This window comes from Burkholderia gladioli (assembly GCF_000959725.1).
Taxonomy (GTDB): Bacteria; Pseudomonadota; Gammaproteobacteria; order Burkholderiales; family Burkholderiaceae; genus Burkholderia; species Burkholderia gladioli.
Window position 1 is genome coordinate 3,715,910 of the sequence record NZ_CP009323.1, and the last position, 25,134, is coordinate 3,741,043.

Genomic DNA, 25,134 nt, shown 5'->3' on the forward strand with positions numbered 1-25,134 from the left:
TTTTTCGTTCGATTGATGCGTGAAACGCGCGAATCGAAGCCCGCCGCGCCGGCCCGCGCGGCGCTCGTTTCAGGCTGCCTGGCGGGGTTTGGCGCGGCGACGCGGCGCTTCGCGCGGATGCACCAGCATGTCGAAGAAGTGCTGCGCGGCCACCCCCAGCGGCCGGTTCTTGCGGCGGATCACGCCGAGCGTGCGAACCACGGCCGGCTCGGTCACCGGCACGCTGACCAGCGCGCGATGACGGTCGCGCGGCAGCGCCAGCCTGGGCACGATGCCGATGCCGAGCCCCGCCTCGATCATGCTCACCAGCGCCGGCACGTGCTGCACCTCGCAGAACCAGTTGGGCTGGCGCACCGAGCTGGCCAGGGCGTGGTCGATCAGGGTGCGGTTGCCGCTGCCTTGCGCGAGCAGCATGTAGTCCGGCTGCTCGGCCAGCTCGGCCCAGCTCACCGAACGCTTGCGCGCCAGCGGATGATCGCGCTGGCAGGCCAGCACGAACGGGTCCTGCAGGATCGGCGTGAACTCGATATCGGGCTCCTGGGTGCCGATGTAGGTGAGCCCGAAATCGGCCTCGCCGCGCGCCACCGAGAGAAACACCACCGAGGAGTTCTCGTCGATCAGCCGCACGCGGATGCCGGGGTAGGCGTGGTGATAGCGCTTGACCGTGTCGGGCAGGAAGAAGCTGACCGCGGACGGCACGCAGGCGATGGTGATCAGGCCGGTCAGGCGCCGCCCCAGGTCCTCCATGCCGAACAGCGAGCTCTCGAGCTCGGTCAGCACGTTGCGCGCCTTGTCGATGAAGGCGCGCCCCGCCACGGTCAGCTCCATCCGGCGCGTGGTGCGCTCGAACAGCTTCACGCCGAGCGCCGATTCGAGCTTCTCGACGCGCCGCGACAGGGCGGAAGGCGAGAGGTGCAGCGAATCGGCCGCGGCGCGGAAGCTGCCGAAATCGGCGGAGGCGACGAAGGCGCGGAGGTCGGAGAGGTCGAAGTTCATGGATGGGGCAGGCTGGGATCACGACGCGGCGCGCGCAGGGCGGGCGCGCCGGTTTCCCGTGCGCCGCGATCGCGCCGTCTCAGGCTTCCTTCGGCGAGGGGCTCGCGTGCAGCGCGGCCTTGGCGCGCCGGAGCTTCTCCAGCATCACCGAATCCTGGCGCAGCGACACGCCGATCGAGATCGCGTCGATCACGCACAGCTGCACGATCCGCGACACGCCCGGCGTGTTCGGGTCGACCGTGCCGGGCATGTGCAGGATCACCGGGATGTCGACCAGCGCGACCAGCGGGGCGCCCGCATTGGTGAGGGCGATGGTGGTGGCGCCGCGCTTGCGGGCGATCTTGATGCTGTCGTTGACTTCGGGGCTGCGCCCCGCATGCGAGATCGCGAACACCACGTCGCCCGGCTCGGCCAGCCCCGCGTGCAGGCGCTGCAGATGGCCGTCGGCGAAGGCGCTGGTCGGGATGTCCAGGCGCAGGAAGCGCAGCATGGCGTCCTGGATCGCCAGCCCGGAACCCGAGCCCACGCCGAGGAAGATCAGCCGCCGCGCGCTGGAGATGGCCCGGATCGCGGCCTCCAGCTCGACGGTCTGGATCGTGTCGCAGGCCTGCTGGATGCCCGAGATGGTGGTGTGGAAGATCTTCTCGACCAGGGTGGCGGTGGTGTCGTCGCGCTCGATCGAGGCCTGCGAATAGGACAGACCGCCCGACAGGCTCTGCGCCAGCTTCACCTTGAAATCGCGCAGCCCGTCGGTGCCGACCGCGCGGCAGAAGCGCGTGACCGACGGCTCCGATACGTTGGCGCGCTGGGCCAATTCCGTGATGCTGGCATGCAGCGCGAAATCGACATCGTCCAGCACCAGCTCGGCGACCTTTTGCTCGGCCGGGCGCAGCTCGCCGAGCAGTTTGCGGATGTGCGGAATCAGGTTGAGTTGTGACACGGTGTTCGCTGGGCGCGGTTCGTTACGGAACGGCGGGAAGCGGCGGGCCCGAGGTGAGGATCGAGCCGCCCGCCGCCTTGCGCATCGAACCGATGGATGGGCTGAAGCGGCAATTCTAAACCCAGTTCAAGTCCCGGCCCGCTGCCTGCTCCACCGGGCGGCGGCGGGCAGGCCGCCGGGCCGGTAGCGGGTCGAAACCATGGCTGGGCTGCCGGGCTAGTCGTTCAGGACATCGGCATGCGGCGCGGCCCAGACCTGGTTGACCTGGTTGGCGGTGCAGGCATACAGGTCGAGCGGCGTGCCGGGTTTGCCGAGCGTGCCGTCCACCACGCCGCGATAGATGTCGAGGCAGGTCCCGTCGGCGGCCGCCGCGAGCTGGCCATTGCGCCGGTAGCTGAATTGCTGCTTCGTGTCCTGCGCATTGCAACTGGCGAGCGTGGCCCACTGGCCGGCGGCGGCGCCGAGCGTGGCGCCGGGCGCCGTCGAGCTCAGGCACAGACCGGTGCCCGCCAGCTCCACGGTGCGATCGGCCTTGCGGCTCCAGCGCTGCTTCGGTCCCGCGTCGCAGTTGGCGAGGGCAAGCGCCGCGCCGGGCGCCGCGCTGCCGGCGGCGATGCACAACGGCGTCGCGCCCCAGTCGCCGACCGTCTCGATCTCGCCGGTCGGCGCCCAGCCGCCGCATGTGCCGCTCAGTTTCAGCATCGCGTTGTCATGGGCGCCGATCGTCAGGGGCACCTGCGCGGCGAGCTGCGAGCCAGAATGCGCCCACAGATCGCGCACCACCAGCGTGCAGGGCGTGCCGTCCGCGCCGTTGCGGTAGCCCAGGTTCGCGAACGACAGCGTCGGGCTGGCCGACGCGGCGCCCTTGTTGAGCACCACCACGGCCAGCGCATGGTCGGCGAGCGGTTTCGCTACCACCTCGATGCCGGCGCTGCTCGAGGGATCGTCGCGCGAGACGCGGTACCCACCGATGCCGAGCCGGTCCTGGTCGACCGCGACGACGTCGGCGTTGTTCAGCGTGGCGAGCGACTGCTGCCAGCGGGGATCGGCCGGATTGGCCGCGAACTTGCGAACGTCGGTGCTGAGGATGAGCGGCGCGGCCATCGCCGACCAGAGCGCCATCTGGCTGCGCTCCTCGGCCGGCGTGAGCCCGTTGTCGCCGATCAGGAGCTGGTCGGGATCGTTCCAGTTGCCCGGCGACACGTAGCGCGACAGCGCGATCGTCTCGTTGTAGCTCTGATAGACGCCTTCCTGGTAGGCATTGGCGTTGTAGTAGTCCCATGGATCGCTGGCCGCCTGGCCGCTCGCGGTCGTCGAAGTGGTCCGGATGTCCGGGCCGGTGCGCCACATCTGGCCGAGCGGCCGCACCCAGTCCAGCGTGGCGTACTTGGCGGACCCGGTGGGCCCGTAGCCGGCCGGCGCGGATTCGTTGAACAGGATCTTGCGCGCCGAACCGGCGCTGGCCTGGCCCAGCGCATCGGCCATCTGCTTGAAGAGCTGCTGCGGCGTGGCATTGTCGACCGCGCCGCAATTGTCGAGCTTTAGGGCATCCACGCCCCAGGCCACGTAGGTCTGCGCGTCCTGCAGCTGATGGCCCTGTTCGCCGGCCGCCACGCCCTGGCAGGTCTTCGCGCCGGAGGTGTTGTACAGGGCGGCCAGCATGCCCTTGGCATGGACCGCGCTCGCGTAGGCGCCCAGGTCGGAATCGAAGCCGGGCTGCTGGGAGCCGCCCCAGCGCGCGGCGCCCTGGATCTGCCCGCTGCCGCTGCGCGACATCCAGCAGTCGTCGACCCACAGCAGGGTATAGCCCGACGCGACCAGCCCCGTCGCGCGCATCGCCTCGGCCTGGTCGAGCATGAAATGCTGGAACGAATAATTGGCGCGCGCGCTGCCGTCGATGGGTGCCTGGGCCGTGCACTGGAAGCGGGCCCAGTTGTTGAAGCCCATCGGCGGGGTCGCCGCCAGCGGCGTGCTGGTATTGGCGGCCACGGTATCGGCATGGGCCGGCAGGTTCAGGCAGAGCGGCAGGGCGAGCAGCGCGCTCGATGCGAGGCGCGGGAAGCGGGTACGCATGCGATTCTCCTCGGGAACGGAGCGAGGCCGGCGCCAGGATTGGCCGTCACGCGCTCCGGTTGCACAGCGGAACGAAGGGGCAAGCTGTTGCCGAATTGCGGCTTCCCCCGGGATGGATGTGGATTCCTAATCAATCAATGCCGAAGCGGGATCCATGCTCCGGGTCGGGCCGCCGCCTGGAAATCGGCGGCCCGAACCCGTCAGTTGAGGCGCCGCCCGCTGTCCGCGTCGAACAGGTGCATGTGCTCGGGCGGCAACGACAGGCCCAGCTCGATGCCGGGCCTGTCGATCGTCCGGTCGCGGGTGGTCAGGCACCAGGTCGCATCGGCCAGCTTGCCGTACACATGGGTTTCCGCCCCGGTCGGCTCCACCACGTCGACCGACAGGCGCAGCGCGCGCTCGCCGTTCGACCAGGCGATCTCCTCCGGGCGCACGCCGAGCGTGACGCGCCTGCCCGCGAGCGCGCCCGGCAGATCGGCGGGCAGCGGCACGCGCGTGCCGTCGGCGAGCCGCAGCGTGGGGAGATCCCGCGCAGCCTCGACCGTGCCGTCCACGAAATTCATCGCCGGCGAACCGAGGAAGCCGGCGACGAAGCGGTTGGCGGGGCGATCGTAGAGCGCCAGCGGCGCGCCGATCTGCTCGATGCGTCCGGCATTCATCACCACGATGCGGTCGGCCATGGTCATCGCCTCGACCTGGTCGTGCGTGACATAGACCACCGTGTTGCGCAGCCGCTGGTGCAGCGCCTTGATCTCGGTGCGCATCTGCACGCGCAGCTTGGCGTCGAGATTCGACAGCGGCTCGTCGAACAGGAACAGCGCGGGTTCGCGCACGATCGCGCGCCCCATCGCGACGCGCTGCCGTTGCCCGCCCGACAGCGCGCGCGGCAGGCGATCGAGATAGTCGGACAGGTTCAGCATCCTGGCCGCCGCTCGGATCCTCGGTTCGTAGTCCTGCCGGGCTTCCTTGCGGATCCTCGGGCCGAACGCGATGTTCTCGTGCACGCTCAGGTGGGGATACAGCGCGTAGCTCTGGAACACCATCGACACGTTGCGCCGCTGCGGCGACAACTCGTTGGCGCGCGTGCCGCCGATCCGCAGCTCGCCGTCGCTGATGTCCTCGAGGCCGGCGATCATCCGCATCAGGGTGCTCTTGCCGCAGCCGGACGGCCCGACCAGGACCACGAATTCGCCGTCGTCGATATGCAGGTCGATGCCGTGCACCACCTGCGCCGCGCCGTAGCGCTTGGAGAGGCCTTGCAACTGGACTTCCGCCATGTCTTTTCCTTTCGAGCCCTGGCCCGGGTGGGGTGTCAGAACGATTCGAGCGTGAGTTCGGCCGCCATCAGCCGGTTGCCGGCGAGCAGGCCGCCGTCGACCGGCAGCATCACGCCGGTGATCATCCTCGCCTGCTCCGAGGCGAGGAACAGCACGGCATCGGCGACGTCGTCCGGGTTCGGGAAGTCGCCCAGCGGATACCACTTGCGCAGCTTCTCGAGCACGGCCGGATCCTTGGCGATGCGCGCCTCCCAGGCCTGCGTCTTGACGGTGCCCGGGCAGACGATATTGGCGCGGATGCCGAACTGGCCGAACTCGGTCGCGAGCGCCCGGGTATAGCTGACGAGCCCGGCCTTCGCCGCGCTGTAGGCGGGGTGCCCGAGGCTGGTGGCGCCGTTCACGGAGCCGATCACCACGATGTTGCCGCGCCGGCGCTCGATCATCGAGGCGCGCACGGCTTCCACCGAGTAGTAGGTGCCGTTCAGGTTGAGGTCGATATCGCGGCGCCAGTCGGCATCGCGCGTGCTGGCGAGCGAGCCGGCGACGGCCGCTCCCGCGTTGGCGACCAGGATCCCGACCGGGCCCGCCTCGCGCACCGCCGCGTCGACGGCGGCACGCACGGCTTCGCCGTCGGTGAGATCGGCGACCACCGGGCGCACGCCGGGGAGGGCGGCCAGCGCGGCGCCATCGCGATCGAGCGCGAGCACGGTATCGCCTTGCTCGACGAAGCGGCGACACAGCACGCGACCGATTCCGCCGCAGGCGCCGGTGACCAGAACGACATGATTCATGGGATTGTTTCTCCGAGGTTTGGAATGCATGGGCGGTGCGCCCCGATCTCGTCCCGATGCTTCGCAGTTCGTGAAAATTATATACACGAGCATCGGCGCCGTTGCTTATGGATTGCCCCAGGTTTGCCTGGATGAGCAGAATATAAGCGGAAAACGCTGGGAAAAAAATCTCAACGGGCTCGTGACATTTTTATTTTTGCTCTGTAGGATTTTTACAAGGACGGACATCGAGAGCCGTCCATCACATCATGACGAGGGGTGCCCCATGCGATTTTCCCGGTCGACCATCACGAGACTCTGCGGGTTCGCCGCCGGCGCGCTGGCCGTCTGCCTGGCGAGCCAGGCGGTGCGGGCCGACACCGTGCGAGTCACGGTCGCGCACTACAGCGACGCCACCGCGCCGTACTTCGAGAAGATGGCGCGCGGCTTCGAGCAGGCCAACCCGGGCACCACCATCAAGATCGAGGACGTCAACTGGGACACCCTGCAGCAGAAGATGCAGACCGATATTTCCGGTGGCGCCAATGCCGACCTGGCGATCGTCGGCACGCGCTGGCTGCCGGACTTCGTGCGCGACGAGCTGACCGAGCCGCTCGACGGCTACATGAACGCGGCGTTTCGCGACCGCTTCATCGGCTCGCTGCTCGCGCCCGGCGAGGTGGGCGGCAAGCTGTACGGGCTGCCGATCGCGGGATCGGCACGCGCGCTGTACTACAACAAGACCCTGCTCGCGAAAGTCGGTTATCCGAACGGACCGGCCAGTTGGGACGACGTGGTGGCCGCCGCGAGGAAGCTGAAGGCCCAGGGCATCGCGGGCTTCGGCCTGCAGGGCAAGGAGATCGAGACCGACGTGTATTTCTATTACGCGCTCTGGTCGTACGGCGGCGAGGTGGTCGGCAAGGACGGCAAGGCGGCCTTCAACGGTCCCGCCGGCATCAAGGCCGCCCAGCTCTACCGCTCGATGATCGATGCCGGCCTGACCGAGCCGGGCGTGACCGGCTACAACCGCGAGGACGTGCAGAACCTGTTCAAGCAGGGGCGCGTCGCGATGGTGATCTCGGCGCCGTTTCTCGCCAGGCAACTGAACAAGGAGGTGCCGAACCTGAAGTACGGCATCACCGGGATCCCTGTCGGCACCGTGCACGCGACCTATGCGGTGACGGACTCGATCGTGATGTTCCGCAATTCGAAGGTGAAGAAGAGCGCGTGGAAGTTCCTCGACTACCTGTTCACCAAGGGCCCGCGCGTGGAGTTCACGCGCACCGAGGGTTTCCTGCCCACCACCAAGGCCGAGGCGGCCGACCCCGCGCTGGGCGATGCGGATACCCGGGCCTTCGTCGCGCTGCTGCCGAGCGCGCACTTCGCGCCCACCATTTCCGGCTGGGAAGACACCGCCCGGGCGGTCACGAACGCGGTGCAGGCGATCTACCTGGGACGCGCGCAACCGGCCGCCGCGCTGAACGCAGCGGCCAGCGAGGCGAACCATGCGCTCGGACACTGATGCGCGCGCCGCGGGGCTGGCTTCGGGCGAGGCGGTGCTCACGCGCCGCGCGCCGGTGAAGCGCCGGGGCGGCAGGGCCATGCCGCGCTCCACGCTGCCCTGGCTGCTGATCGTGCCGAGCCTGTTGCTGGCGCTGCTGATCATCTCCTATCCGGTCTTCAACATCGTCTACCAGTCGCTGCATGAGGTCTCGCGCTTCGGCACGGTTCGCGGCTTCAGCGGGCTCGACAATTTCCGCGCCGTGTTCGCCGATCCGGTCTTCATCGGCTCGCTGTGGCGCACCGTGTACTGGACCGCCTGCGTGGTCGGCGGGACCGTGCTGATCTCGGTGCCGGTGGCGCTGGTGCTGAACCAGGATTTCCATGGGCGCGGCCTGGCGCGCACCATCGTGATGCTGCCGTGGTCGGTCTCGCTGACCATGACCGCGGTGGTCTGGCGCTGGGCCTTCAACGACGACTACGGCATGGTCAACGTCACGTTGCAGCGCCTGCACCTGATCGGCGCGCCGCTGCACTGGCTCGCCACGCCCGGGCTGGCCTTCACCGCGGAAATCCTGGTCGGCATCCTGGTCTCGATCCCGTTTACGGTGACGATCCTGCTCGGCGGGTTGTCCTCGATCCCGGCCGACATCTACGAGGCCGCGCAGATCGACGGCGCCGGCGCCTGGCAGCGTTTCCGGCGCCTGACGCTGCCGCTGCTGCGGCCGTTCATCAACATGGCGATCCTGCTGAACGTGATCTACGTGTTCAATTCCTTCCCGATCATCTGGGTGATGACGCAGGGCGGCCCCGACGAGAGCACCCATATCCTGGTCACCTACCTCTACGAGCTGGGCTTCCGCCTCGGCCACCCGGGGCAGGCGGCGGCGGTGTCGCTGATCATGCTGGCGATCCTGCTGCTGTTCTCGATGATCTACCTGCGCATCCAGCCGAAGCACGAGGAGGTCGCATGAACGCCAAGGGCAAGCGCACGCTGTGGTGCTGGCTGGTCCTGTCGCCGCTGGTGATCGTGATCCTGTTCCCGTTCGCGGTGATGCTGTTTACCGCGCTCAAGCCGGCCGACGAGGTGTTCGTCTACCCGGCGCGCTGGATGCCGAACCACTGGCGCTGGCAGAATTTCGTCGACATGTGGCAGGCCGCCAACTTCGGCGCGGCGCTGCGCAACAGCCTGGTGATCAGCTTCCTGTCCACCGCGCTGGCGCTCGCGGTCAGCCTGCCCGCCGCCTACGCGCTGGCGCGCCTGCCGTTTCGCGGGCGCGGCGCCTATCGGCAGTTCCTGCTGCTCACCCAGATGCTCTCGCCGATCCTGCTGGTGGTCGGGCTGTTCCGGCTCGCCGCGATGATTCCCTACGGCGACGGCAATCTGGTCGACTCGAAGATCGGCGTGATCGTCTCGTACGCGGCGTTCAACATCGCCTTCGCGGTCTGGATGCTGTCCTCGTACTTCGAGACGGTGCCGCGCGATCTCGAGGAATCGGCCTGGCTGGAGGGTTGCGGGCGCGGCGCGGCGGTGCTCAAGGTGTTCCTTCCCCTGACCGTGCCGGCGATGGTGGTGGCCGCGATCTTCACCTTCATCAATGCCTGGAACGAGTTCGCCGTGGTCTACACGCTGATCCGCTCGCCTGAGAACAAGACGCTGACCGTGCAGGTGACCGACATGGTGGCCGGCAAGTACGTGGTCGAGTGGCAACTGGTGATGGCGGCGACGTTGTGCGCCACGCTGCCGGTGTCGATCGTGTTCGCCTGGCTGCAGCGCTTCATGGTCAAGGGCCTGGCGATGGGGGCCGTGAAATGACGGGCCCGGCGGAAGGCCGCCGGCGCGCCCCGAAGCCCGGCGCCAGGCCGATGCTGCTGGTCGGCAGCTATGCCGAGGGTGGCGACGACGGGATCCACGTCTACCGGTTCGATACGGCATCGGGCGCGCTCGAGCGCGTCTTCGCGATCCCCGCGGCGAATCCGTCCTACCTGGTTGCGAGCCGCGACGGCCGCCATGTCTATGCGGTCAACGAACTGCCGGGCGGCGGCGCCGCGCCCGGCATCGCCACCGTGACGGGGATGGTCAGCGCCTACGCGTTCGACGCCACGAGCGGCACGCTCACGCTGCTCGATCGCGTGTCCTCGCATGGCCAGGATCCGTGCCACCTGAGCCTGTCGCCGGATGGTCGCCACCTGGCGCTCGCGAATTACTCGGTCGCCGCCGATCCGGGCGGCAGCGTGACGGTCCTGCCGGTCGCCGCCGACGGCCGGTTCGGTGCCGGCGCGGCGAGCGTTCGCCTCAAGGGCAGCGGCCCGGTAAGCGGGCGGCAGGACAGCGCGCACGCGCATTCGGTGGTGTTCGCGCCGGACGGCCGTCATCTGTTCGCGCTCGATCTCGGCGCCGACCGGATCCTTCGCTGGCGCTTCCAGAGCGAGGCGCCGGACAAGCCCGCGCAACTGGTCGATCCCGTCTGGCTGCAGGTCCGGCCCGGTTCCGGGCCGCGTCATCTGCGCTTCGGCCCGGATGGGCGTTTTGCGTACGTGATGAACGAGCTGGACGCGAGCATCGATGTCTATCGCCATCACGATGGCCTGCTGAGCCTGGCCCAGCATGTGCCGATGACGGAGCCCGGCTTCGGCGGCAGCGTGGCCGGCTCGGCGCTGCACTTCTCGCCGGACCGGCGCTTCCTGTATGCCAGCAACCGCGGCGATGCCGACCAGATCCTCGTCTACGCGGTCGATCCTGCCAGCGGAATGCTGAAGGAGGCAGGGCGCCAATCCTGCCTCGGCAGGACGCCCCGGGAGTTCGCGATCGATCCGGGCGGCGGCTGGCTGATCGTCGGCAACCAGGGAAGCGACGCGCTGCGCGTCTTTCGCCGCGACCAGGAATCGGGGCGGCTCGACCCCAAACCCGGCAAGGTCACGATCGGCAGGCCGGCGGGTTTCGCGTTCGTGTCGTCCGAGTAGATTTTTTCGCCTTTTCATTTAGGTTTGCTAATAAAAAATAACGAATCGGATGGGCTGGATCCCGGCCGATCGCGTCACGGCCTTGAATAACAAGACTGGCGGCAACCACATCGCCGCCGATATCACGAGGGCAGGTATGGCTACGAGTCGAAGGAACTTCCTGGCATTGACGAGCTTGATGCCGGTGCTGGCCGCATGCGGTGGCGGCGATGATGGAAACGACGGCGGCGCGACGCCGCTATCGGCCGGATCGACGGGAAGCGCGTCATCATCGGCCGCCGCGATCGAGCCGCGGCCGAGCGTGCGCGCACGGCACACCTTCTCGTTCAGCAGCGACGGTGCGCAATTCCTGCTGGACAAGCAGGCATTCCAGATCCGCAGCGGCGAGATGCATCCCGCGCGCATCCCGGTCGAATACTGGCGTCATCGCATCCGCATGGCCAAGGCGATGGGGATGAACACCATCGCGCTCTACATCATGTGGAACTACCACGAGTCGGAACCCGGGGTATTCGACTTCCAGACCGACAACCGCGATATCGTCGCCTTCATCCGGCTCTGCCAGGACGAGGACATGTGGGTGCTGCTGCGCCCGGGGCCCTATGTCTGCGGCGAGTGGGACCTCGGCGGCCTGCCGTCCTACCTGCTGCGCTACTCCGATATCCAGCTACGGGTCGATTCGGCCACCGACGCGCGCTACATGGCGGCCGTCTCGCGCTACATCGCGCGCCTGGTGCCGATGATCGCGCCGCTGCTGGTGTCCAGCGGCGGCCCGATCCTGATGATCCAGATCGAGAACGAGTTCGGCTCCTACGCGAACGACCCGGCCTACATGGAGGAGGTTCGCCAGCTCTGGGTGCAGGGCGGGATCAACGGGCCGTTCTATACCGAGGATGGCCTGACGCAACTCGAGCAGAACCAGTCCAACGTGAAGGGCGGCGCGATCGCGCTCAGCGACGGCACCGCCGACGGCATCGCCGCGGCGCGCGCGCGTTATCCCGACGTGCCGGCGATGGCGGGCGAGGTATACCCCGGCTGGCTCACGCACTGGGGCGATCCGGTGCTGCAGGGCACCGCCACCGACATCTCGGCCACACTGGACGCCCTGATGAGCCGGAAGCTGTCCTTCAACCTGTACGTGATCCACGGCGGCACCAGCTTCGGTTTCTTCTCCGGGGCGAACACCGATACGGGCAGCGGCGAGTATCAGCCGGACATCACCAGCTACGACTACGCCGCGCCGATCAGCGAGCAGGGCGTGGCCACCGAGCACTACACGCGCTACCGCAAGCTGATCGGCGGCTATCTTCGCGCGCCGCTGCCCGCCGTGCCCGATCCGGTGCCGACCCTGGCGCGCACCGACACGATCACGCCCGCGCCGTTCGCCTCCTTGTGGGACAACCTGCCGGCCGCCGTGCCGGCGGCCTCGACCGAGCGGCCCCAGCCCTTCGAGATGTACGGCCAGGCATTCGGCCTGGCGCTATACCGCAAGACCTTGCCGGCCTACGCCGGCGGCGTGCTGACGGTCAGCGAGGTGCACGACTACGCGACGGTCTTCATCGGCGGGCAGTATGCCGGCGGCATCTCCCGCGCGGCGCTGCCGGCCGACTACGCGCGCAGCTTCAATCTCACGCATCACCAGCCGCTGAGCCTGCCGGCCGGCCCGGCGAACTCGCCGGCGCCGGTCCTCGACCTGCTGGTCGAGGGCATGGGCAGGGTGAACTACGGCCATGCGATGGTCGATCGCAAGGGCATCCTCGAGTCGGTCTCGCTGCAATCCGGCGGCGGCAGCCAGGAACTGCTGGGCTGGGAGGTTCGCCTGCTGCCGCTCGACGCCGGGTTCCTGGCCGGCTTGCGGCCCGTCGTCAGCGACCCGCGCCGCGGTGGCCTGTTCTTCAGGACGACGTTCCAGCTCGACGCGAGCGCCGATACCTATCTCGACATGAGCCGCTGGACCAAGGGCCATGTCTGGGTCAACGGCCGCCATCTGGGGCGCTACTGGGCGATCGGGCCGCAGCACCGGCTCTATTGCCCGGCGCCCTGGCTGCGCCAGGGCAGCAACGAGGTGCTGGTGTTCGACCTGCACCAGACCGACAGCCAGCCGATCGCGTTTGCCGCCACGCTGGCCTGAGCACCCCGGCTGCCGGCCGCGGCCGGCGCTGGTTCGATCCGTTTCCACCCGGGAGGGAAATCAATCATGAAATCGATGCAAGGCCGGCTCGCGACGATCGCCGGCACCAGCCTGTTGTGCATGGCCGCGAGCGCCCAGACGGCGAGTTTCAGCGTAGGCCCGTCGGTGGCCGCGAGTCCGGTATCGGATAGTCCGAACTCGCTGTTCATCGATCGCGACGGCAGCTTCTATGCGCAGAACGCGCTCTCGCAATACGACGACAATCCCGACAACCATTACTGGAAGTTCTACAGCGGCGCCGATGTCGACAATCTGAGCGAGGCGAAGGCTCATTCGCAGTACGACACGCGCGTGCTCTGCAACGACCGGAACCCGGTCGCGATCGCGCTGTTCGGGCAGCCCGTTACATCGCGCACCGGGTATACGCAGGCCGACTATTGCGACCTGGTCGGCGTGTGGGTGGATCCCGATTCGGGCAATTGGTACGGTGTGGTCCATAACGAACTGTTCGGCAACGATCCACGCGTCGACGCCATCTCGTACGCGATTTCCACCGACCAGGGCGCGAACTGGACGCTCCAGGATCCGATCCTGAGCTCGCCCTACGGGCGCGGCGATCCGAAGACGCCGTATTACTACTACGGCGACGGCGATCCGCGCCTCTACGTGGACAACGTGGGCGGCTATTTCTACATCTTCTATACGAGTCGCATCCAGGGGCAGAACGGCAATCCTGGCGGCTTCGACAACTACATGTGGGCACACGCGGCGCGCGCGCCGATCAAGGACAAGATGAAGCCCGCGTCGTGGCAGAAGTTCTACGCCGGAAAGTGGCAGCAGGTGCCCGGCACGAACTGGACCTGCGATGCCGCCACGGCCGCCGCCACGCCCTGCGCGACGGCGCCGGTGTCCAGTTCGCTCGAATCGAACATCGCGGGACCGACCAGCGATCTCGGCGCGCAAGGTGGGCCGGCCGCCGACGGGACCGGCAGCGAGCGCTTCGTGCCGCCGGCGCAAGGGGCGGGCGACCTGCTGTCCGCCGGCTACACGAACGGCACGATGCGCGTCATGAATGTGGCATGGAACCTGTATCTGCAGAAGTACGTCGCCGTGGCCGAGGATCGCGCGATCACGAAGCCCGGCACGCGCGATTTCGACTACAACGGCCCCGCGTCGACCCTGAAGTTCTACGTCTCCGACGACCTGGCGACGCAGCAGTGGCGCTTCGCCGGCAGCGTGCCGTACCAGACCGCCTCCTGGTATCGCTGGTTCACCGACAGCGTCTCGAAGACCGCCTCCGACACGCTGGGCAATCGCTTCCGCACGTATTGCGTGTACGGAAAATGCCAGACCTACGGCGCGGAATATGCCGACGTGACGATCACGCCTGATGCGAGCCGCGATGCGGCGTCGCTCGCTTACGCCGATGCGGGCGGCATGCGCGTCACCGTCAAGTCGGCCCCGGTGCAGGCCTACGTCGTGCATCCCGGCAACGGCGGCACCAATCTGCCCGCCGCGGCCTCGGGCGCCTGGACCTTGGGCGCGCTCGGCGACGGTTTCTTCACACTGCAACTGGGCGGCCGCTATCTCGGGGTGGGGAGCGGCAATGCGGGAAGAGCCTGGGGCGCGGCACCGGTCTGGTCGTCCTCGGCGGGCGGCGCGCAGCAGCAGTGGTACTTCCAGAAGATCGGCAGCGGCGGCTCGGGCGGCTATCGCATCGTCAATCGCTACAGCGGCCTGGCGCTGAACGTGTCGGGCACGGCGCTGACATCGGACCTGGCCGGCGTGACCACGGTGCCGATCCGCAGCTGGGATGCCGCCGCCGGCGCATCGATCCCGGTCTGGCCGCAGGCGGGACAGGCCTTGCGGCTGGTTGCGCGCTAGGCTTGCGATTGGCCTGCGCCATACTTCCCGGCGCAGGCCCGATCGCTGCCGCCGTTACCTGCCGGCCGCGGACGACCGAGAGAACGGCGAGACCAGGCTCGACGCGGCGGTCGAACGGCGTTCGCTCAGGACTTGCGAGAGAAACAGCGCTTGCGGGTAAACCGACTTGATGAAGTCGACATACTGCGAGGTCCGCGCGCCGGTGGACAGGCTATCGCTGCCGCCGTTGGTGTCGGCGATGATGGTCCAGATACCGCTATGCAATTGCCACCACGCCGATCCGCTGTCGCCCGACGCGGTCCGGGTCCAGGCGTCGATGCCCTTGGACGGATCCCGGCCGACCGATGTCTTGAACGCTGCGCCGATCCCGTGATCGTTTTCGAAGATCGACGAAATCGTCGCCGCCCCCGCGGCGCGGCGCGGGCCCGACTTCGGGAAATAACCGCCGTTCGAGCCGCCGGTGCCGGTTCCCCAGGAGCCATAACCGGCAAACCAGACTTCCTTGTTCAATTCGCCTTCGTTATCCGACAGGTCGTAAAGAACCGGGCGTGCCACCTTGCTGCCGTTTTGATCGAGAATATCCGCGATCTTGGGCAATTGAATCAATGCAATGTCGGTGGAAGCGCCGCCGAAACCCGGCGTATTGGAAAAACGATATGGCCCGGTGGTATATGAGCCTTGACCCGAAGCGATGGTTCGCTCTTTCCAGTCGGTGAACTTGAAATTGCCCTTGCCCGTTTGCTGGGTACCCTCGGTGCAATGTGCGGCCGTGAGCAGGAATACCGACTTGCCGTCCGCGGAATCGCCGAGCCAGGTGGCCGTGCAGGCGCCCCCGGGCGTGTCCAGGTGCCCGGCGGAAAGGAACTGCGGCGCATAGCTCTGTACGCGCTGGGGTTCCAGCGCCGTGGCGATGGTGCCCGGAATGTCCTTCAGGTTGCCGCCGTTCGCGGTAAATACGTCGTCGCTGATGACAATTGCCTGCGCCTGGGAAAGCGAGAGAAAACCCAGGGTTGCCAGTGTGAGCCTGGAAATATTCACAATAAATTCTCCGAATTGATAATTGCGAAGACTTCGCCAATGGAATTGGCGAACGCAATCTATCACGGGATATCGTGAATGTAATTCTTCGTAAAAATCGACATCAATTCATTAATTTATTATCGAGCCTTTGATAATTCGATCATTGCGGGGCATATCAGGCGTGGCCGCCATGCCGGGCCGCCACCGGCCAGACCCCCATCGCCACCTCGATCATCCGCTCCAGCACCTCGCGCCCGGCCCCCGCCTGGGGCAGGCCCAGCACCGCCTGGCACACGCCGAGGAAATGCCAGGCCAGTGCCTCCACGTCCGCCTCGGCCGGCAGTTCGCCGCCGGTCACCGCCTCGTTCAGCCAGTCCACCAGCACCTCGCGTTGCCGCCTCACACCGTCGAGCGCGGCTTCCTGCCCGGCCGGCGGCAGGTCCACGCGCTCGGCGCAGCTGCGCGTCAGCAGGCAGCCTGGCGGGCGCTGCGGGGATGCCACCGGCAGCATGCCGCGCAGCAGCGCCTGCAGCTTCTCGCGCGCCGTGCTTCCCTCGGCCGAATTCATGCGGCGCAGCACACGCTCGGTGTAGGTGGCCAGCGCGACCTGGAACAGGCCGTCCTTGTCGCGAAAGCGCTGGTAGAGACTCGAGCGCGACAGGCCCGTCGCCTCGGTCAGGTCGCTGATCGAGGCCGCCGCGTAACCATGGCGCCAGAACACCTGGATCGCCGCGTCGATGACCACGGCCTCGTCGTATTGGGGCTTGCCGCTCATGAGTTTCTCTTTCGTGATGGGGAAGGCGTCGCGTGGCGCATCCACTAGATGGATCGATCGTTCCATCATATAGCGAAACGATGACGATCGCCGCGCGCCGCTCAGGCCGCCGACAGCACGCGCACGATCTCCTTCCACAGATGATTGCCGGCGGGCGGCAGCCGCCGGCCCGCGCGCGTGATCACGTAGCGGTCGAAGCCGCGCGCGATCGGGTGGTTGAGCGGAATCGCGCGCACTTCGCCGCGCGCGATCTCGCGACTGGCGGCGCGCCGCGTCATGAAGGCGATGCCGAGCCCCTCGGCGGCCAGCAGCAGGGTGGTGGAGAAACGATCGCAGCGGAACCTGGGCGTCAGCACCAGCCGCTCGGCATCGAGCATCGCGTCGAGATGCTGTTGCACCGCGAACTGCGGCTCCAGGAACACCAGGTCCTGGTCCGCCAGATCGCCGATCGCGATCGTGTTGCGCCGCGCCAGGCGATGCCCGCGCGGCACGATCGCGCACAGCGGATCGCTCTGGATGCGCCGCATCTGCAAGGCCGGATCGCGCTGCAGGCCGACCGCGAGGCAGATGTCGACCTGGTCCTCGCGCACCAGGCGGATCAACTCCGAGAGCGGCGCGCTGCGCAATTCCAGCGTGATGTCGGGAAAGCGCTGGCTGAAGGGCTTGAGCACGCCGCCGACGAATTCGGCCACGAAGCCCTCGGCGATGCCGATCGTCAAGCGCCCGCGTCGCAGCGCGCGATAGTCCTGCAACTGTTGCCGGAAGCGCCGCGCATTGCGTTCGCGCTCGCGATGGTAGTCGACCATCGCCAGGCCGACCTCGGTCAGCGCCACCGAGCGGCCCTTGCGCGATACCAGCGGCAGGCGCAGTTGGCGCTGCAGCAGCGCGATCTGGCGGCTGACCGTGGAGACGTTGACGTCGAGCGAATCGGCCGCGCCGCGCATGCTGCCGTGGGTGGCGACGGCCTCGAGATAGGCAAGGGTGCGTTCGCTGATGAGCGGATCGTCGTCGAGCAAGGCGGTTCCGTCTGTTGCAGGAAAAGCAACATACTCGCATGTGACGGCACCGCCTTCAAGGCGAGGCCGCGCGCATAATCGCGGCTCGTACCGCCGACAAGGCCATCATTTTCCGCCCGCAAGAGGCCGCTCATGAACCGACTGTTCTCCAGCCTGACCGAACTCGAACCGCTCGACGAGGACATGCGCTACCTGCGCCACGCGCTGCACCGCCAGCCCGAGCTGGCCTTCGCCGAGGAGGAAACGGCGCGCGAGGTGGCCGCGCGCCTGCGCGACTACGGCTACGAGGTGCATACCGGGATCGCCGGCACCGGCGTGGTGGGGGTGTTGCGCGCGGGCGGCGGCACGCGCTCGATCGGCCTGCGCGCCGACCTCGACGCCTTGCCGATCACCGAGGAAAACGGCTTCGCGCACGCGAGTTGCGTGCCGGGGCGCATGCACGCCTGCGGCCACGACGGCCATACCGCCATGCTGATGGGCGCGGCCCGGCACCTGGCGCGAACGCGCCGCTTCGACGGCACGCTGAACCTGATCTTCCAGCCGGCCGAGGAACGCGGCTACGACAGCGGCGCGAAGCGCATGATCGAGGCGGGGCTGTTCGAGCGCTTCCCTTGCGATGCGGTGTTCGGCATGCACAATCACCCGGGCCAGCCGCAAGGCCGGCTGATGTTCCGCGCCGGCGACTTCATGGCGGCCGGCGATCGCGTCTTCATCACCATCGAGGGCAAGGGCGGCCACGCCGCGCGCCCGCACCAGACGCACGATCCGGTGGTGGCCGCCGCCGCCATCGTCACCGCCTTGCAGACGGTGGTGGCGCGCAACGTCGATCCCTCGCGCGCGGCGGTGGTCACGGTGGGCATGCTCAATGGCGGCCACGCGCCGAACGTGATCCCGCATCGCGTGCAGATGAGCCTGAGCGTGCGCTCCTTCGATGCCGACACGCGCGCGCTGCTGCGCCGACGCATCGAGACCCTGGTTTCGATGCAGGCGGCCAGCTTCGAGGTGGAGGCGAAGATCGACTATGTCGAGGGCTACCCGGTGGTCCACAACCACGCGGCCGAGACCGCCTTCGCGATCGAGGTGGCGAGGGAGGTGGTGGGCGAGGCGAACGTCGAGGCCAACATGGAGCCGCTGATGGGCAGCGAGGATTTCGCCTACCTGTTGCAGGCCCGGCCCGGCTGCTTCCTGCGCATCGGCAACGGCGCCGCGACGGGCGGCCGTGTGCTGCACAGCCCGACCTACGATTTCAACGACGACAACCTGGTGGTGGGCGCCGCGTACTGGTCGCGGCTGGTCGAGCGCTATCTCGACCCCGCGCGCGCCTGAGCCGCGCGTCTCGGCAGGCCCGGTGGCGGCCAGGAGGAACGCGCCGGCGGCTAGGCCGCCAGGTCGGCCGTCACGGCTGACGACACCCAGTCGATGAAGGTGCGCACCGCCGCGTTCACGCGCGCCTGCGGATAGACGATCGAGACCGGCACGCTCGCGCAGCGCAGGTCGGCCAGCACTTCCCTGAGCCGCCCGCTGCGCAGGTAGGCGGCGGCCGCGAAGGCCGAGATCTGGATCAGGCCCAATCCCTCCAGCGCGCATTGCAGATACGCTTCGGTTTCGTTGACGGCATAGCGGCTCGGCAGCGTTATCGCGCGCGCCTCGCCGTCCACCCGGAAACGCCAGTCGAGCGGCCGCCCGGTCGCGTTCGACAGGTAGTTGACGATGCGGTGCTCGCCCAGCGCATCGATCGAAGCCGGCTCGCCGTGGCGCTCCAGGTAGCGCGGCGAGGCACAGGTGATCCACGCCAGCTCGCCGAGCCGGCGCGCCACCAGCGAGGAATCGGCCAGTTCGCCGGTGCGGATCACGCAGTCGATGCCCTCGTGGATCAGGTCGGCCGGCCGGTCGCTCAGGCCCAGCACCAACTCGATCTCGGGGTAGCGCGCCTCGAACTCCGCGAGCCGCGGCAGCACGCAGGCACGGCCGATCACGCCGGGCAGGTCGACGCGCACGCGCCCGCGCGGCGCGTGCGCCTCGCTCAGCAGGGCGCGCTCGGCGCTGGCGATCTCGCCGAGGATCGCGCGGCACGAGGCTAGATAACGTTCTCCGGTCTCGGTCAGGCTCAGGCTGCGGGTGCTGCGCCTGAGCAGCGGCGTGCCGAGGTAGGCCTCGAGCTGCTTGACCGTGGTGGTGACCGAGGAGCGCGGCAGCGACAGCGTTTCGGCGGCCTTGCTGAAGCTGCGCGCCTCGACGACGCGCACGAAGGTCGTCATCGCGTGAAGTTTGTCCATGGGAGCCGGGCAGACGGGGAGGTTCCGCCACTCTAGCCGAAGATGGCCGCTACGCGAATCGCGCCGCCCCGCGGTTGCTCGCCCACGCGTTCTGTGTTCAAGCCGGCCGAACAATGGCCGGGCCGCCCGCCGCTAAGCTTCGCTCCTGTCCCGATACGGGCTTTGCGAATGGAGAACGAAGATGGCGAACACCGGCAATATCCAGCATGACGAAACGATCCTGGTCCTGGGCGCGGGCGAACTCGGCATGGCCATGCTGCGCGCGCTGGCACGGCGGGCAGCGGCGACCGGCGGTGGCACGCGCCTGAGCGTGCTGCTGCGCGCGGCCACCCTGGCCTCGACCGATCCCGCCAAACAGCGCGACCTGGCCGAACTGCGCGCGCTCGGCATCGCGATCGTGACGGGCGACCTGGCCAGTCAGTCACGCGAGCAGCTCGCGGCGCTGTTCCGGCCTTACCACACGGTGCTCTCGTGCACCGGCTTCGTCGGCGGGCCGGGCGTGCAGCGCAAGCTGGCCGGCGCCGCGCTCGATGCCGGCGTGCAGCGCTATTTCCCCTGGCAGTTCGGCGTCGACTACGACGTGATCGGCCGCGGCAGCGCCCAGGACCTGTTCGACGAACAACTGGACGTACGCGAGATGTTGCGCGCGCAACGAGCCACCGAATGGGTGATCGTCTCGACGGGGATGTTCACGAGCTTCCTGTTCGAGCCCGCGTTCGGCGTGGTCGACCTGGCGACGCACGCCGTGCATGCGCTGGGCAGCGAGGACACCGCCGTGACCCTCACCACGGCCGACGACATCGGCGCGCTGACGGCCGAGGTGCTGTTCGCCGAGCCACGCATCGCCAACCAGGTGGTCCGCGTGGCGGGCGACACCGTCACCTACCGCGAGCTGGCCGATGCGCTCGAACGCTGGAGCGGCCGGCGCGTCAGGCGCGAGACCTGGAGCGTGCCCGAGCTGCAGCGGCAACTGGCCGAGGCGCCCGACGACGCGCTGCGCAAGTACCGCGTGGTATTCGCGCAGGGGCGCGGCGTGGCCTGGGACCAGCGGCAAACCTTCAACGCGGAGCGGGGCATCGCGGTGACGGGGCTGGAGGCCTGGATGAAAGCGCGGCTGCCGAGCCCCGCCGAGATGGCCGGCTGACAGCGCAGCGCGCTCAGTTGTCGGCGCCGCGCCGCCATGCGCCGGGCGTCATGCCGAGCGTCTTTGCGAACACGCGGCTCAGGTGGCTCTGGTCGGCGAAGCCGCACGCCAGCGCGATCTCGGCCAGCGTCATGCGGGTGCCCTCGATCATGCCGCGCGCCTGCGCGGTGCGCTGTTCGAGCAGCCATTGATGCGGCGTGCGGCCGGTGGTGCGGGCGAACGCGCGGATGAAATAGCTGCGCGACAGATTGCATTCGCGCGCGATATCGGCGATCGACGAGCCCGCGTGCGCGCGCAGCAGGAGCAGTTCCTTGGCCAGCGTTTCCTGGCGGGCGCTGAGCCGCCCCTTGGCGGGTTCGCCGCGCTTGCGCAGGCTGCCGTACTGGCGCGCCAGGTGCATGCCGATCGCCAGGCTCAACTGCTCGGCGAACAGCGCGTCGGGGCCGTTCGGCGTGTCCAGGCTGGCCGCGAAGGCGGCGCCGAGATGGCTGAGCACCGGGTCCTGCTGCCTGGCGGCGCAGCTCAGGCCGTCGATGGCCGGTGCCTCGTGCTCCTCGGCCAGGCGGGCGAGGTAGCGCGGCGATACCTCGACCAGCAGAAAATCGAATTGGCCATGAAGATCGGCCAGATAATCGTCCGAAAAATCGCGTAGATAAATCGAGTGCTGTTCGAAGCGCCGATCCTCCACTCGCGCACCGCGAAAAATCCTGCGCCGATGGCCCGGTTTCAACGAAATGCCCAACAGGAAACCGCGCTCGCAAGCCGGCATCGCGACTCGGTGGAGTTGCGTTTCGTCCATGCATTTGTGATGGATCTCGATGGCCTCGCCGAGCCATTGCCGGTTCTTGCGCAGCTTGCTCGACAGGCAGCCGAGCGTATCACGTGGCGCGGAGGCGGCGCCGTCGGCGGATATCGCATCGGGGGCAAGTGACATCGGGTGATTCCTCGCACGAAAAACACGCCATGCGCGCCGCCCGGGGCGTGTGACGCGAATCGACAAGATATTGAAAGCGCGATTCGAACGGGCTCGGCGAGCCACGGCGAATCGCAATGGCCATGGACCGGGTTTATACCATCGGGCAAATCACGCTTCAAGCATGGCAAAAACGCATCGGCCGCCGGCCGAAATGAAAATGTCACGCAATGCGCGAATCGCGCCGTGATTGGCGGAACACGCATGGAATCGTGCGTCTTGTCGATTCAGATATGAATGCGGAATGACACTGGCGAGTGGTGTGAATTCGAATCTTCATTCGAATTTTTCCAGCGCCCGGATTTGCCGGATGAAAAATTGAACTCTTTTGTTCAAAAAACGCGGTGGTAGCGAATTGCCGCCCGTGCGACGGCGCATTTTTCTTCAAGACCCGATCGTTACGATTCGCTTACCATCCGCGCTTTCCCCCGTGAGCGCGGGCGGCGCGCCGCCTGCCTCGCGGCTTCATCCCGCGCCCTGCCAGGCGCCACCCGGAGGCGGTCATGATATGCATCGGCGCGCTGCAGGTCGATTTCGAACGGCGTGAACTCCGGCGGCACGGCGCCTCGCTGCGCGTGAGCGCACGTGCCTTCGACGTGCTCGAGGTGCTGTGGCGCGCCAACGGGGCGATCGTCTCGAAGGACGCGATCCTCGATGCGGTCTGGCCCAGGCAGATCGTCGAGGAAAATCGCCTGCAGGTGCACGTGGCCGCCTTGCGCAAGCTGCTCGGCACGGATCGCGAACGAATCCGCACCATTACCGGCCGCGGCTACCTGCTGGCGATGGACGCGGCGGCCGTCGATGGCCGGGACGACGCGCGGCAGGCGGGCAGGGCCATCGCGCCCGGCGACGCCTCGCAGGCGGCCGTTCCCCTGATCGGGCGCGACCAGGACCTGACCGAGGTGGTGGCGCGGCTGGGCGAATCGGCCGCGGTCACCCTGGTGGGCGCGGGCGGCATCGGCAAGACCGCACTGGCGCTCGGCATCGCGCGGCACCTGCGCGAGCGCGAGGCGCGGCAGGTGGTGTTCGTCGAACTCGCCTCGGCCGATTCGCGCGACGCCGTGCTCGCCACGCTCGCGGTGGCGCTGCGGCTCGCGCCCGAGCCGGTGATGCACGATCCCCTGCAACTGCTCGCGGGCCTGCCCGCCGATGGCGGCCTGCTGGTGCTCGACAATGCCGAGCAGGTGGTCGACGTGGTGGCGCGGCTGGTCGAGATGCTGCTGGCGGTCTCGGCCACGTTGCGAATCCTGGTGACCAGCCGCGAGCCGCTGGCGATCCGCGCCGAAGCCGTGCATCGCGTCGAGCCACTCGCGGTGCCGCCGCCCGAGGCGAGCCATCAGGCCTTGAGCACCTATGGCGCGGTGTCGCTGTTCCTGGAGCGCGCGCGGCGCATCGCGCCCGACTGCGCGGGCGACGAGCCCAGCCTGCGCCAGGTGGCCGAGATCTGCCGCCGGCTGGACGGGATGCCGCTGGCCATCGAGCTGGCGGCCGCGCGCGTCGCCACACTCGGCGTGGCGGGCGTGGCCCTGCGTCTCGACGATCGTCTCGACCTGCTCGGCGGCGGTCTGCGGCTCGCGCTGCCGCGCCACCAGACGCTGCGCGCGACCTTCGACTGGAGCTACGCGCTGCTCGATCCCGCCGCGCGCGCCTTGTTCCGCAGCCTGGCCTTCTTCGTCGGCCATTTCAGCTTCGACGCGGTGTGCGCGGTAGCAGCCGAGCCGGGCGTGCCGGTGGCCAGCGCGATCGACTCGCTGGCGGAGTTGAGCACCAAGTCGCTGCTCTCGGTCGATTTCCATGGCGCGATCGCGTTCTATCGGTTATCCGAATCGACACGCGCCTACGCGATGGAAAAACTGCGCGACGAAGGCGAGGTGCAACGCGTCGCGCGTCGGCATCTGCGCTACTTGCAACGCCATATCGACGAACGCGATGCGCTGGCGCCGTGCCTGCACGCCGCCCGGCCGGCGGCGCCGCTCGAGGCCGCGCGCAGCGTCTGGGAATGGGCCTTTTCCGCCGAAGGCGATCCGGCGCTGGGCGTGTTGCTGACCGGTTCGCTGGTGGGCACGCTCTGCGATGCCTCGCTGGTCGCCGAGTGCCGCGAACGCGCCGGCCGCGCCCTCGCCAGCCTCGACGCGCTTCCAGAGGGCAGTGTCGATCCGGCCTGCGAGATGCGCGTGTGCTCGGCCTACGCGGCCACGCTCCTGCTGACGGGCGGCGAGTCCAGGCAGGCCGCCGCCCTGTGGCGCCGTGTGCTGGTGCGTGCCGAGGCTTGCGCCGACGAGGGTTTCGCCACGCGTGCGTTGTGGGGGATGTGGAACGCCGCGATGGCGACCGGCGAGATCCATGCAGCGCTGCGCTTCGCCACGCGCTTCGAGTCGCGCGCGCAGGCCAGCGGCTCGCGCTGGCAGGCCTTGTGCGCGAGCACCACGCTGGCCGCGTCGCTGCATTGCTTCGGCGAGCACCAGCAGGCGCGCGAGCGGCTCGAGCGCACGCTGGCGGCGCTCGAGGCGCTGGGCCCGCTGGAGCGAACGCCGGTCGACCTCGCGGTCGATCCCCGCATCTTCGGCACCGGCACGCTGGCGCGGATCGCCTGGATGCAAGGCGAGACCGCGCTGGCCTGGCGGCTGGCCGAACGCGCGCTGCACCACGTGCGGGCCGATCTGCCCGAGCCTTCGCTGTGTCATCTGCTGGCGGCGGTGGTGGTGCCGCTCGCGCTGGCCTGCGGCGAGACCGCGGCGGCCTCGCGCCATCTAGCGCTGCTGCGCTCGCAGGCGGCCCTGAATCGTTTCGACGGCTGGCGCGATTACGGCGAATGCCTGGCCGGCCAGCTCGAGATCCAGACCGGCCACCCGCAATCGGGCCTGGCTCGACTGGAGACGGGACTCGCGCAACTGGCCGCGCGCGGCCTGAGGCGCATGATCGCGCCGCTGGTGACGGTCTGCGCCGAGGCGCTGGCCAATGCCTCGCGCTTCGACGTGGCGCGCGGCTGGCTCGATCAGGCCAGCCGCCATGGCGAACTGCATGGCGATCATGCTTTCGCGGCCGAACTGCTGCGCGTGCGCGGCGTGATGGAGCTGGGGCACGCACGCCGTTACCGCGTATCGACCGGCATCGAGACCGGCCGGCGCTATCTGCGCGAGGCGCTCGCGCTGGCGCGCGAGCAGGGCGCGCCCTTGTTCGAGCTGCGCGCCGCGCTCGACCTGGCCGAATCGTTGCGCCTGGGCGGCGCCGCCGACCAGGCGCGCGCGCTGCTGCTGCCGTTCCGGGCGCTGCTCGCGCGCACCGGCATGTCGGTGCACGTGCCGGAGGCGCGCCGCTTTGAGGCCCTGCTCGACACGCTGTGCCACCGCGAACCGCTGAACGCGGCGCCGACCATTTCCTGAACGCGGCCCGGC

Annotated in this window: 19 protein-coding genes; 9 read left to right on the forward strand and 10 right to left on the reverse strand. The window is 68.5% G+C overall.

The window, feature by feature from the left end:
* Window positions 1-69: 69 nt before the first annotated feature.
* From BM43_RS33675 to BM43_RS33695, 5 genes are all read right to left on the reverse strand, one after another.
* Window positions 70-996, reverse strand: a complete 927-nt coding sequence (locus BM43_RS33675) for a LysR family transcriptional regulator (RefSeq protein WP_036051494.1) — start codon at window positions 994-996, stop codon at window positions 70-72.
* A gap of 79 nt (window positions 997-1,075) precedes the next feature.
* On the reverse strand, window positions 1,076-1,936 hold the full coding sequence (locus BM43_RS33680; protein WP_025098396.1) for a MurR/RpiR family transcriptional regulator: 861 nt from the start codon (window positions 1,934-1,936) through the stop codon (window positions 1,076-1,078).
* Between the two features lie 216 nt (window positions 1,937-2,152).
* Entirely contained in the window at window positions 2,153-4,009 is a 1,857-nt protein-coding gene (locus tag BM43_RS33685) for an alpha-galactosidase (protein ID WP_036051493.1), read from the reverse strand.
* Window positions 4,010-4,209: 200 nt separating this feature from the next.
* The gene (locus BM43_RS33690) at window positions 4,210-5,286 is read right to left on the reverse strand and encodes an ABC transporter ATP-binding protein (protein WP_036051491.1); all 1,077 of its coding nucleotides are present in this window, start codon (window positions 5,284-5,286) and stop codon (window positions 4,210-4,212) included.
* A 35-nt stretch (window positions 5,287-5,321) separates the two neighbouring features.
* Window positions 5,322-6,077 carry an SDR family oxidoreductase gene (locus BM43_RS33695; protein ID WP_036051490.1) on the reverse strand — a complete coding sequence of 252 codons (756 nt, stop codon included), beginning with the start codon at window positions 6,075-6,077 and terminating at the stop codon, window positions 5,322-5,324.
* A gap of 265 nt (window positions 6,078-6,342) precedes the next feature.
* Between BM43_RS33695 and BM43_RS33700 the strand changes: the two genes are divergently transcribed.
* From BM43_RS33700 to BM43_RS33725, 6 genes are all read left to right on the forward strand, one after another.
* Window positions 6,343-7,578 (forward strand): ABC transporter substrate-binding protein, encoded by a 1,236-nt coding sequence (locus BM43_RS33700; RefSeq protein ID WP_042286203.1) that lies wholly within the window; start codon window positions 6,343-6,345, stop codon window positions 7,576-7,578.
* 79 nt (window positions 7,579-7,657) lie between these two features.
* Window positions 7,658-8,530 carry a carbohydrate ABC transporter permease gene (locus tag BM43_RS33705; RefSeq protein WP_036053433.1) on the forward strand — a complete coding sequence of 291 codons (873 nt, stop codon included), beginning with the start codon at window positions 7,658-7,660 and terminating at the stop codon, window positions 8,528-8,530.
* Window positions 8,527-9,372 (forward strand): carbohydrate ABC transporter permease, encoded by an 846-nt coding sequence (locus tag BM43_RS33710; protein ID WP_036051489.1) that lies wholly within the window; start codon window positions 8,527-8,529, stop codon window positions 9,370-9,372. The genes BM43_RS33705 and BM43_RS33710 overlap by 4 nt, the downstream gene beginning before the upstream one ends.
* The gene (locus BM43_RS33715) at window positions 9,369-10,520 is read left to right on the forward strand and encodes a lactonase family protein (RefSeq protein WP_042286201.1); all 1,152 of its coding nucleotides are present in this window, start codon (window positions 9,369-9,371) and stop codon (window positions 10,518-10,520) included. The genes BM43_RS33710 and BM43_RS33715 overlap by 4 nt, the downstream gene beginning before the upstream one ends.
* 136 nt (window positions 10,521-10,656) lie before the next feature.
* Window positions 10,657-12,651 (forward strand): beta-galactosidase, encoded by a 1,995-nt coding sequence (locus tag BM43_RS33720; protein ID WP_230676277.1) that lies wholly within the window; start codon window positions 10,657-10,659, stop codon window positions 12,649-12,651.
* Window positions 12,652-12,717: 66 nt separating this feature from the next.
* Window positions 12,718-14,535, forward strand: coding sequence for an RICIN domain-containing protein (locus tag BM43_RS33725; RefSeq protein ID WP_036051487.1), 1,818 nt, complete (start codon window positions 12,718-12,720; stop codon window positions 14,533-14,535).
* A gap of 54 nt (window positions 14,536-14,589) precedes the next feature.
* Here BM43_RS33725 and BM43_RS33730 read toward each other — a convergent pair whose 3' ends face one another.
* The 3 genes from BM43_RS33730 to BM43_RS33740 all read right to left on the reverse strand — a co-directional run bounded on the left by BM43_RS33730 (window position 14,590) and on the right by BM43_RS33740 (window position 17,346).
* Complete coding sequence (locus BM43_RS33730) at window positions 14,590-15,573, reverse strand: hypothetical protein (protein WP_052409266.1); 984 nt, start codon at window positions 15,571-15,573, stop codon at window positions 14,590-14,592.
* A gap of 157 nt (window positions 15,574-15,730) precedes the next feature.
* Entirely contained in the window at window positions 15,731-16,330 is a 600-nt protein-coding gene (locus BM43_RS33735; protein ID WP_036051485.1) for a TetR/AcrR family transcriptional regulator, read from the reverse strand.
* A 101-nt stretch (window positions 16,331-16,431) separates the two neighbouring features.
* The gene (locus BM43_RS33740; RefSeq protein ID WP_036051483.1) at window positions 16,432-17,346 is read right to left on the reverse strand and encodes a LysR family transcriptional regulator; all 915 of its coding nucleotides are present in this window, start codon (window positions 17,344-17,346) and stop codon (window positions 16,432-16,434) included.
* Between the two features lie 132 nt (window positions 17,347-17,478).
* On the opposite strand from BM43_RS33740, the gene BM43_RS33745 reads away from it, so the two are divergent.
* On the forward strand, window positions 17,479-18,672 hold the full coding sequence (locus BM43_RS33745; RefSeq protein WP_036051481.1) for a M20 aminoacylase family protein: 1,194 nt from the start codon (window positions 17,479-17,481) through the stop codon (window positions 18,670-18,672).
* 50 nt (window positions 18,673-18,722) lie between these two features.
* On the opposite strand, the gene BM43_RS33750 is transcribed toward BM43_RS33745, so the two are convergent.
* Window positions 18,723-19,622 (reverse strand): LysR family transcriptional regulator, encoded by a 900-nt coding sequence (locus BM43_RS33750; RefSeq protein ID WP_036051479.1) that lies wholly within the window; start codon window positions 19,620-19,622, stop codon window positions 18,723-18,725.
* A gap of 181 nt (window positions 19,623-19,803) precedes the next feature.
* Between BM43_RS33750 and BM43_RS33755 the strand changes: the two genes are divergently transcribed.
* Window positions 19,804-20,766, forward strand: coding sequence for an aromatic alcohol reductase (locus BM43_RS33755; RefSeq protein WP_036051477.1), 963 nt, complete (start codon window positions 19,804-19,806; stop codon window positions 20,764-20,766).
* 13 nt (window positions 20,767-20,779) lie between these two features.
* On the opposite strand, the gene BM43_RS33760 is transcribed toward BM43_RS33755, so the two are convergent.
* On the reverse strand, window positions 20,780-21,700 hold the full coding sequence (locus tag BM43_RS33760) for an AraC family transcriptional regulator (RefSeq protein ID WP_036051475.1): 921 nt from the start codon (window positions 21,698-21,700) through the stop codon (window positions 20,780-20,782).
* Between the two features lie 542 nt (window positions 21,701-22,242).
* On the opposite strand from BM43_RS33760, the gene BM43_RS33765 reads away from it, so the two are divergent.
* Window positions 22,243-25,122 (forward strand): ATP-binding protein, encoded by a 2,880-nt coding sequence (locus BM43_RS33765; RefSeq protein ID WP_036051473.1) that lies wholly within the window; start codon window positions 22,243-22,245, stop codon window positions 25,120-25,122.
* The last annotated feature ends 12 nt before the right edge of the window (window positions 25,123-25,134 follow it).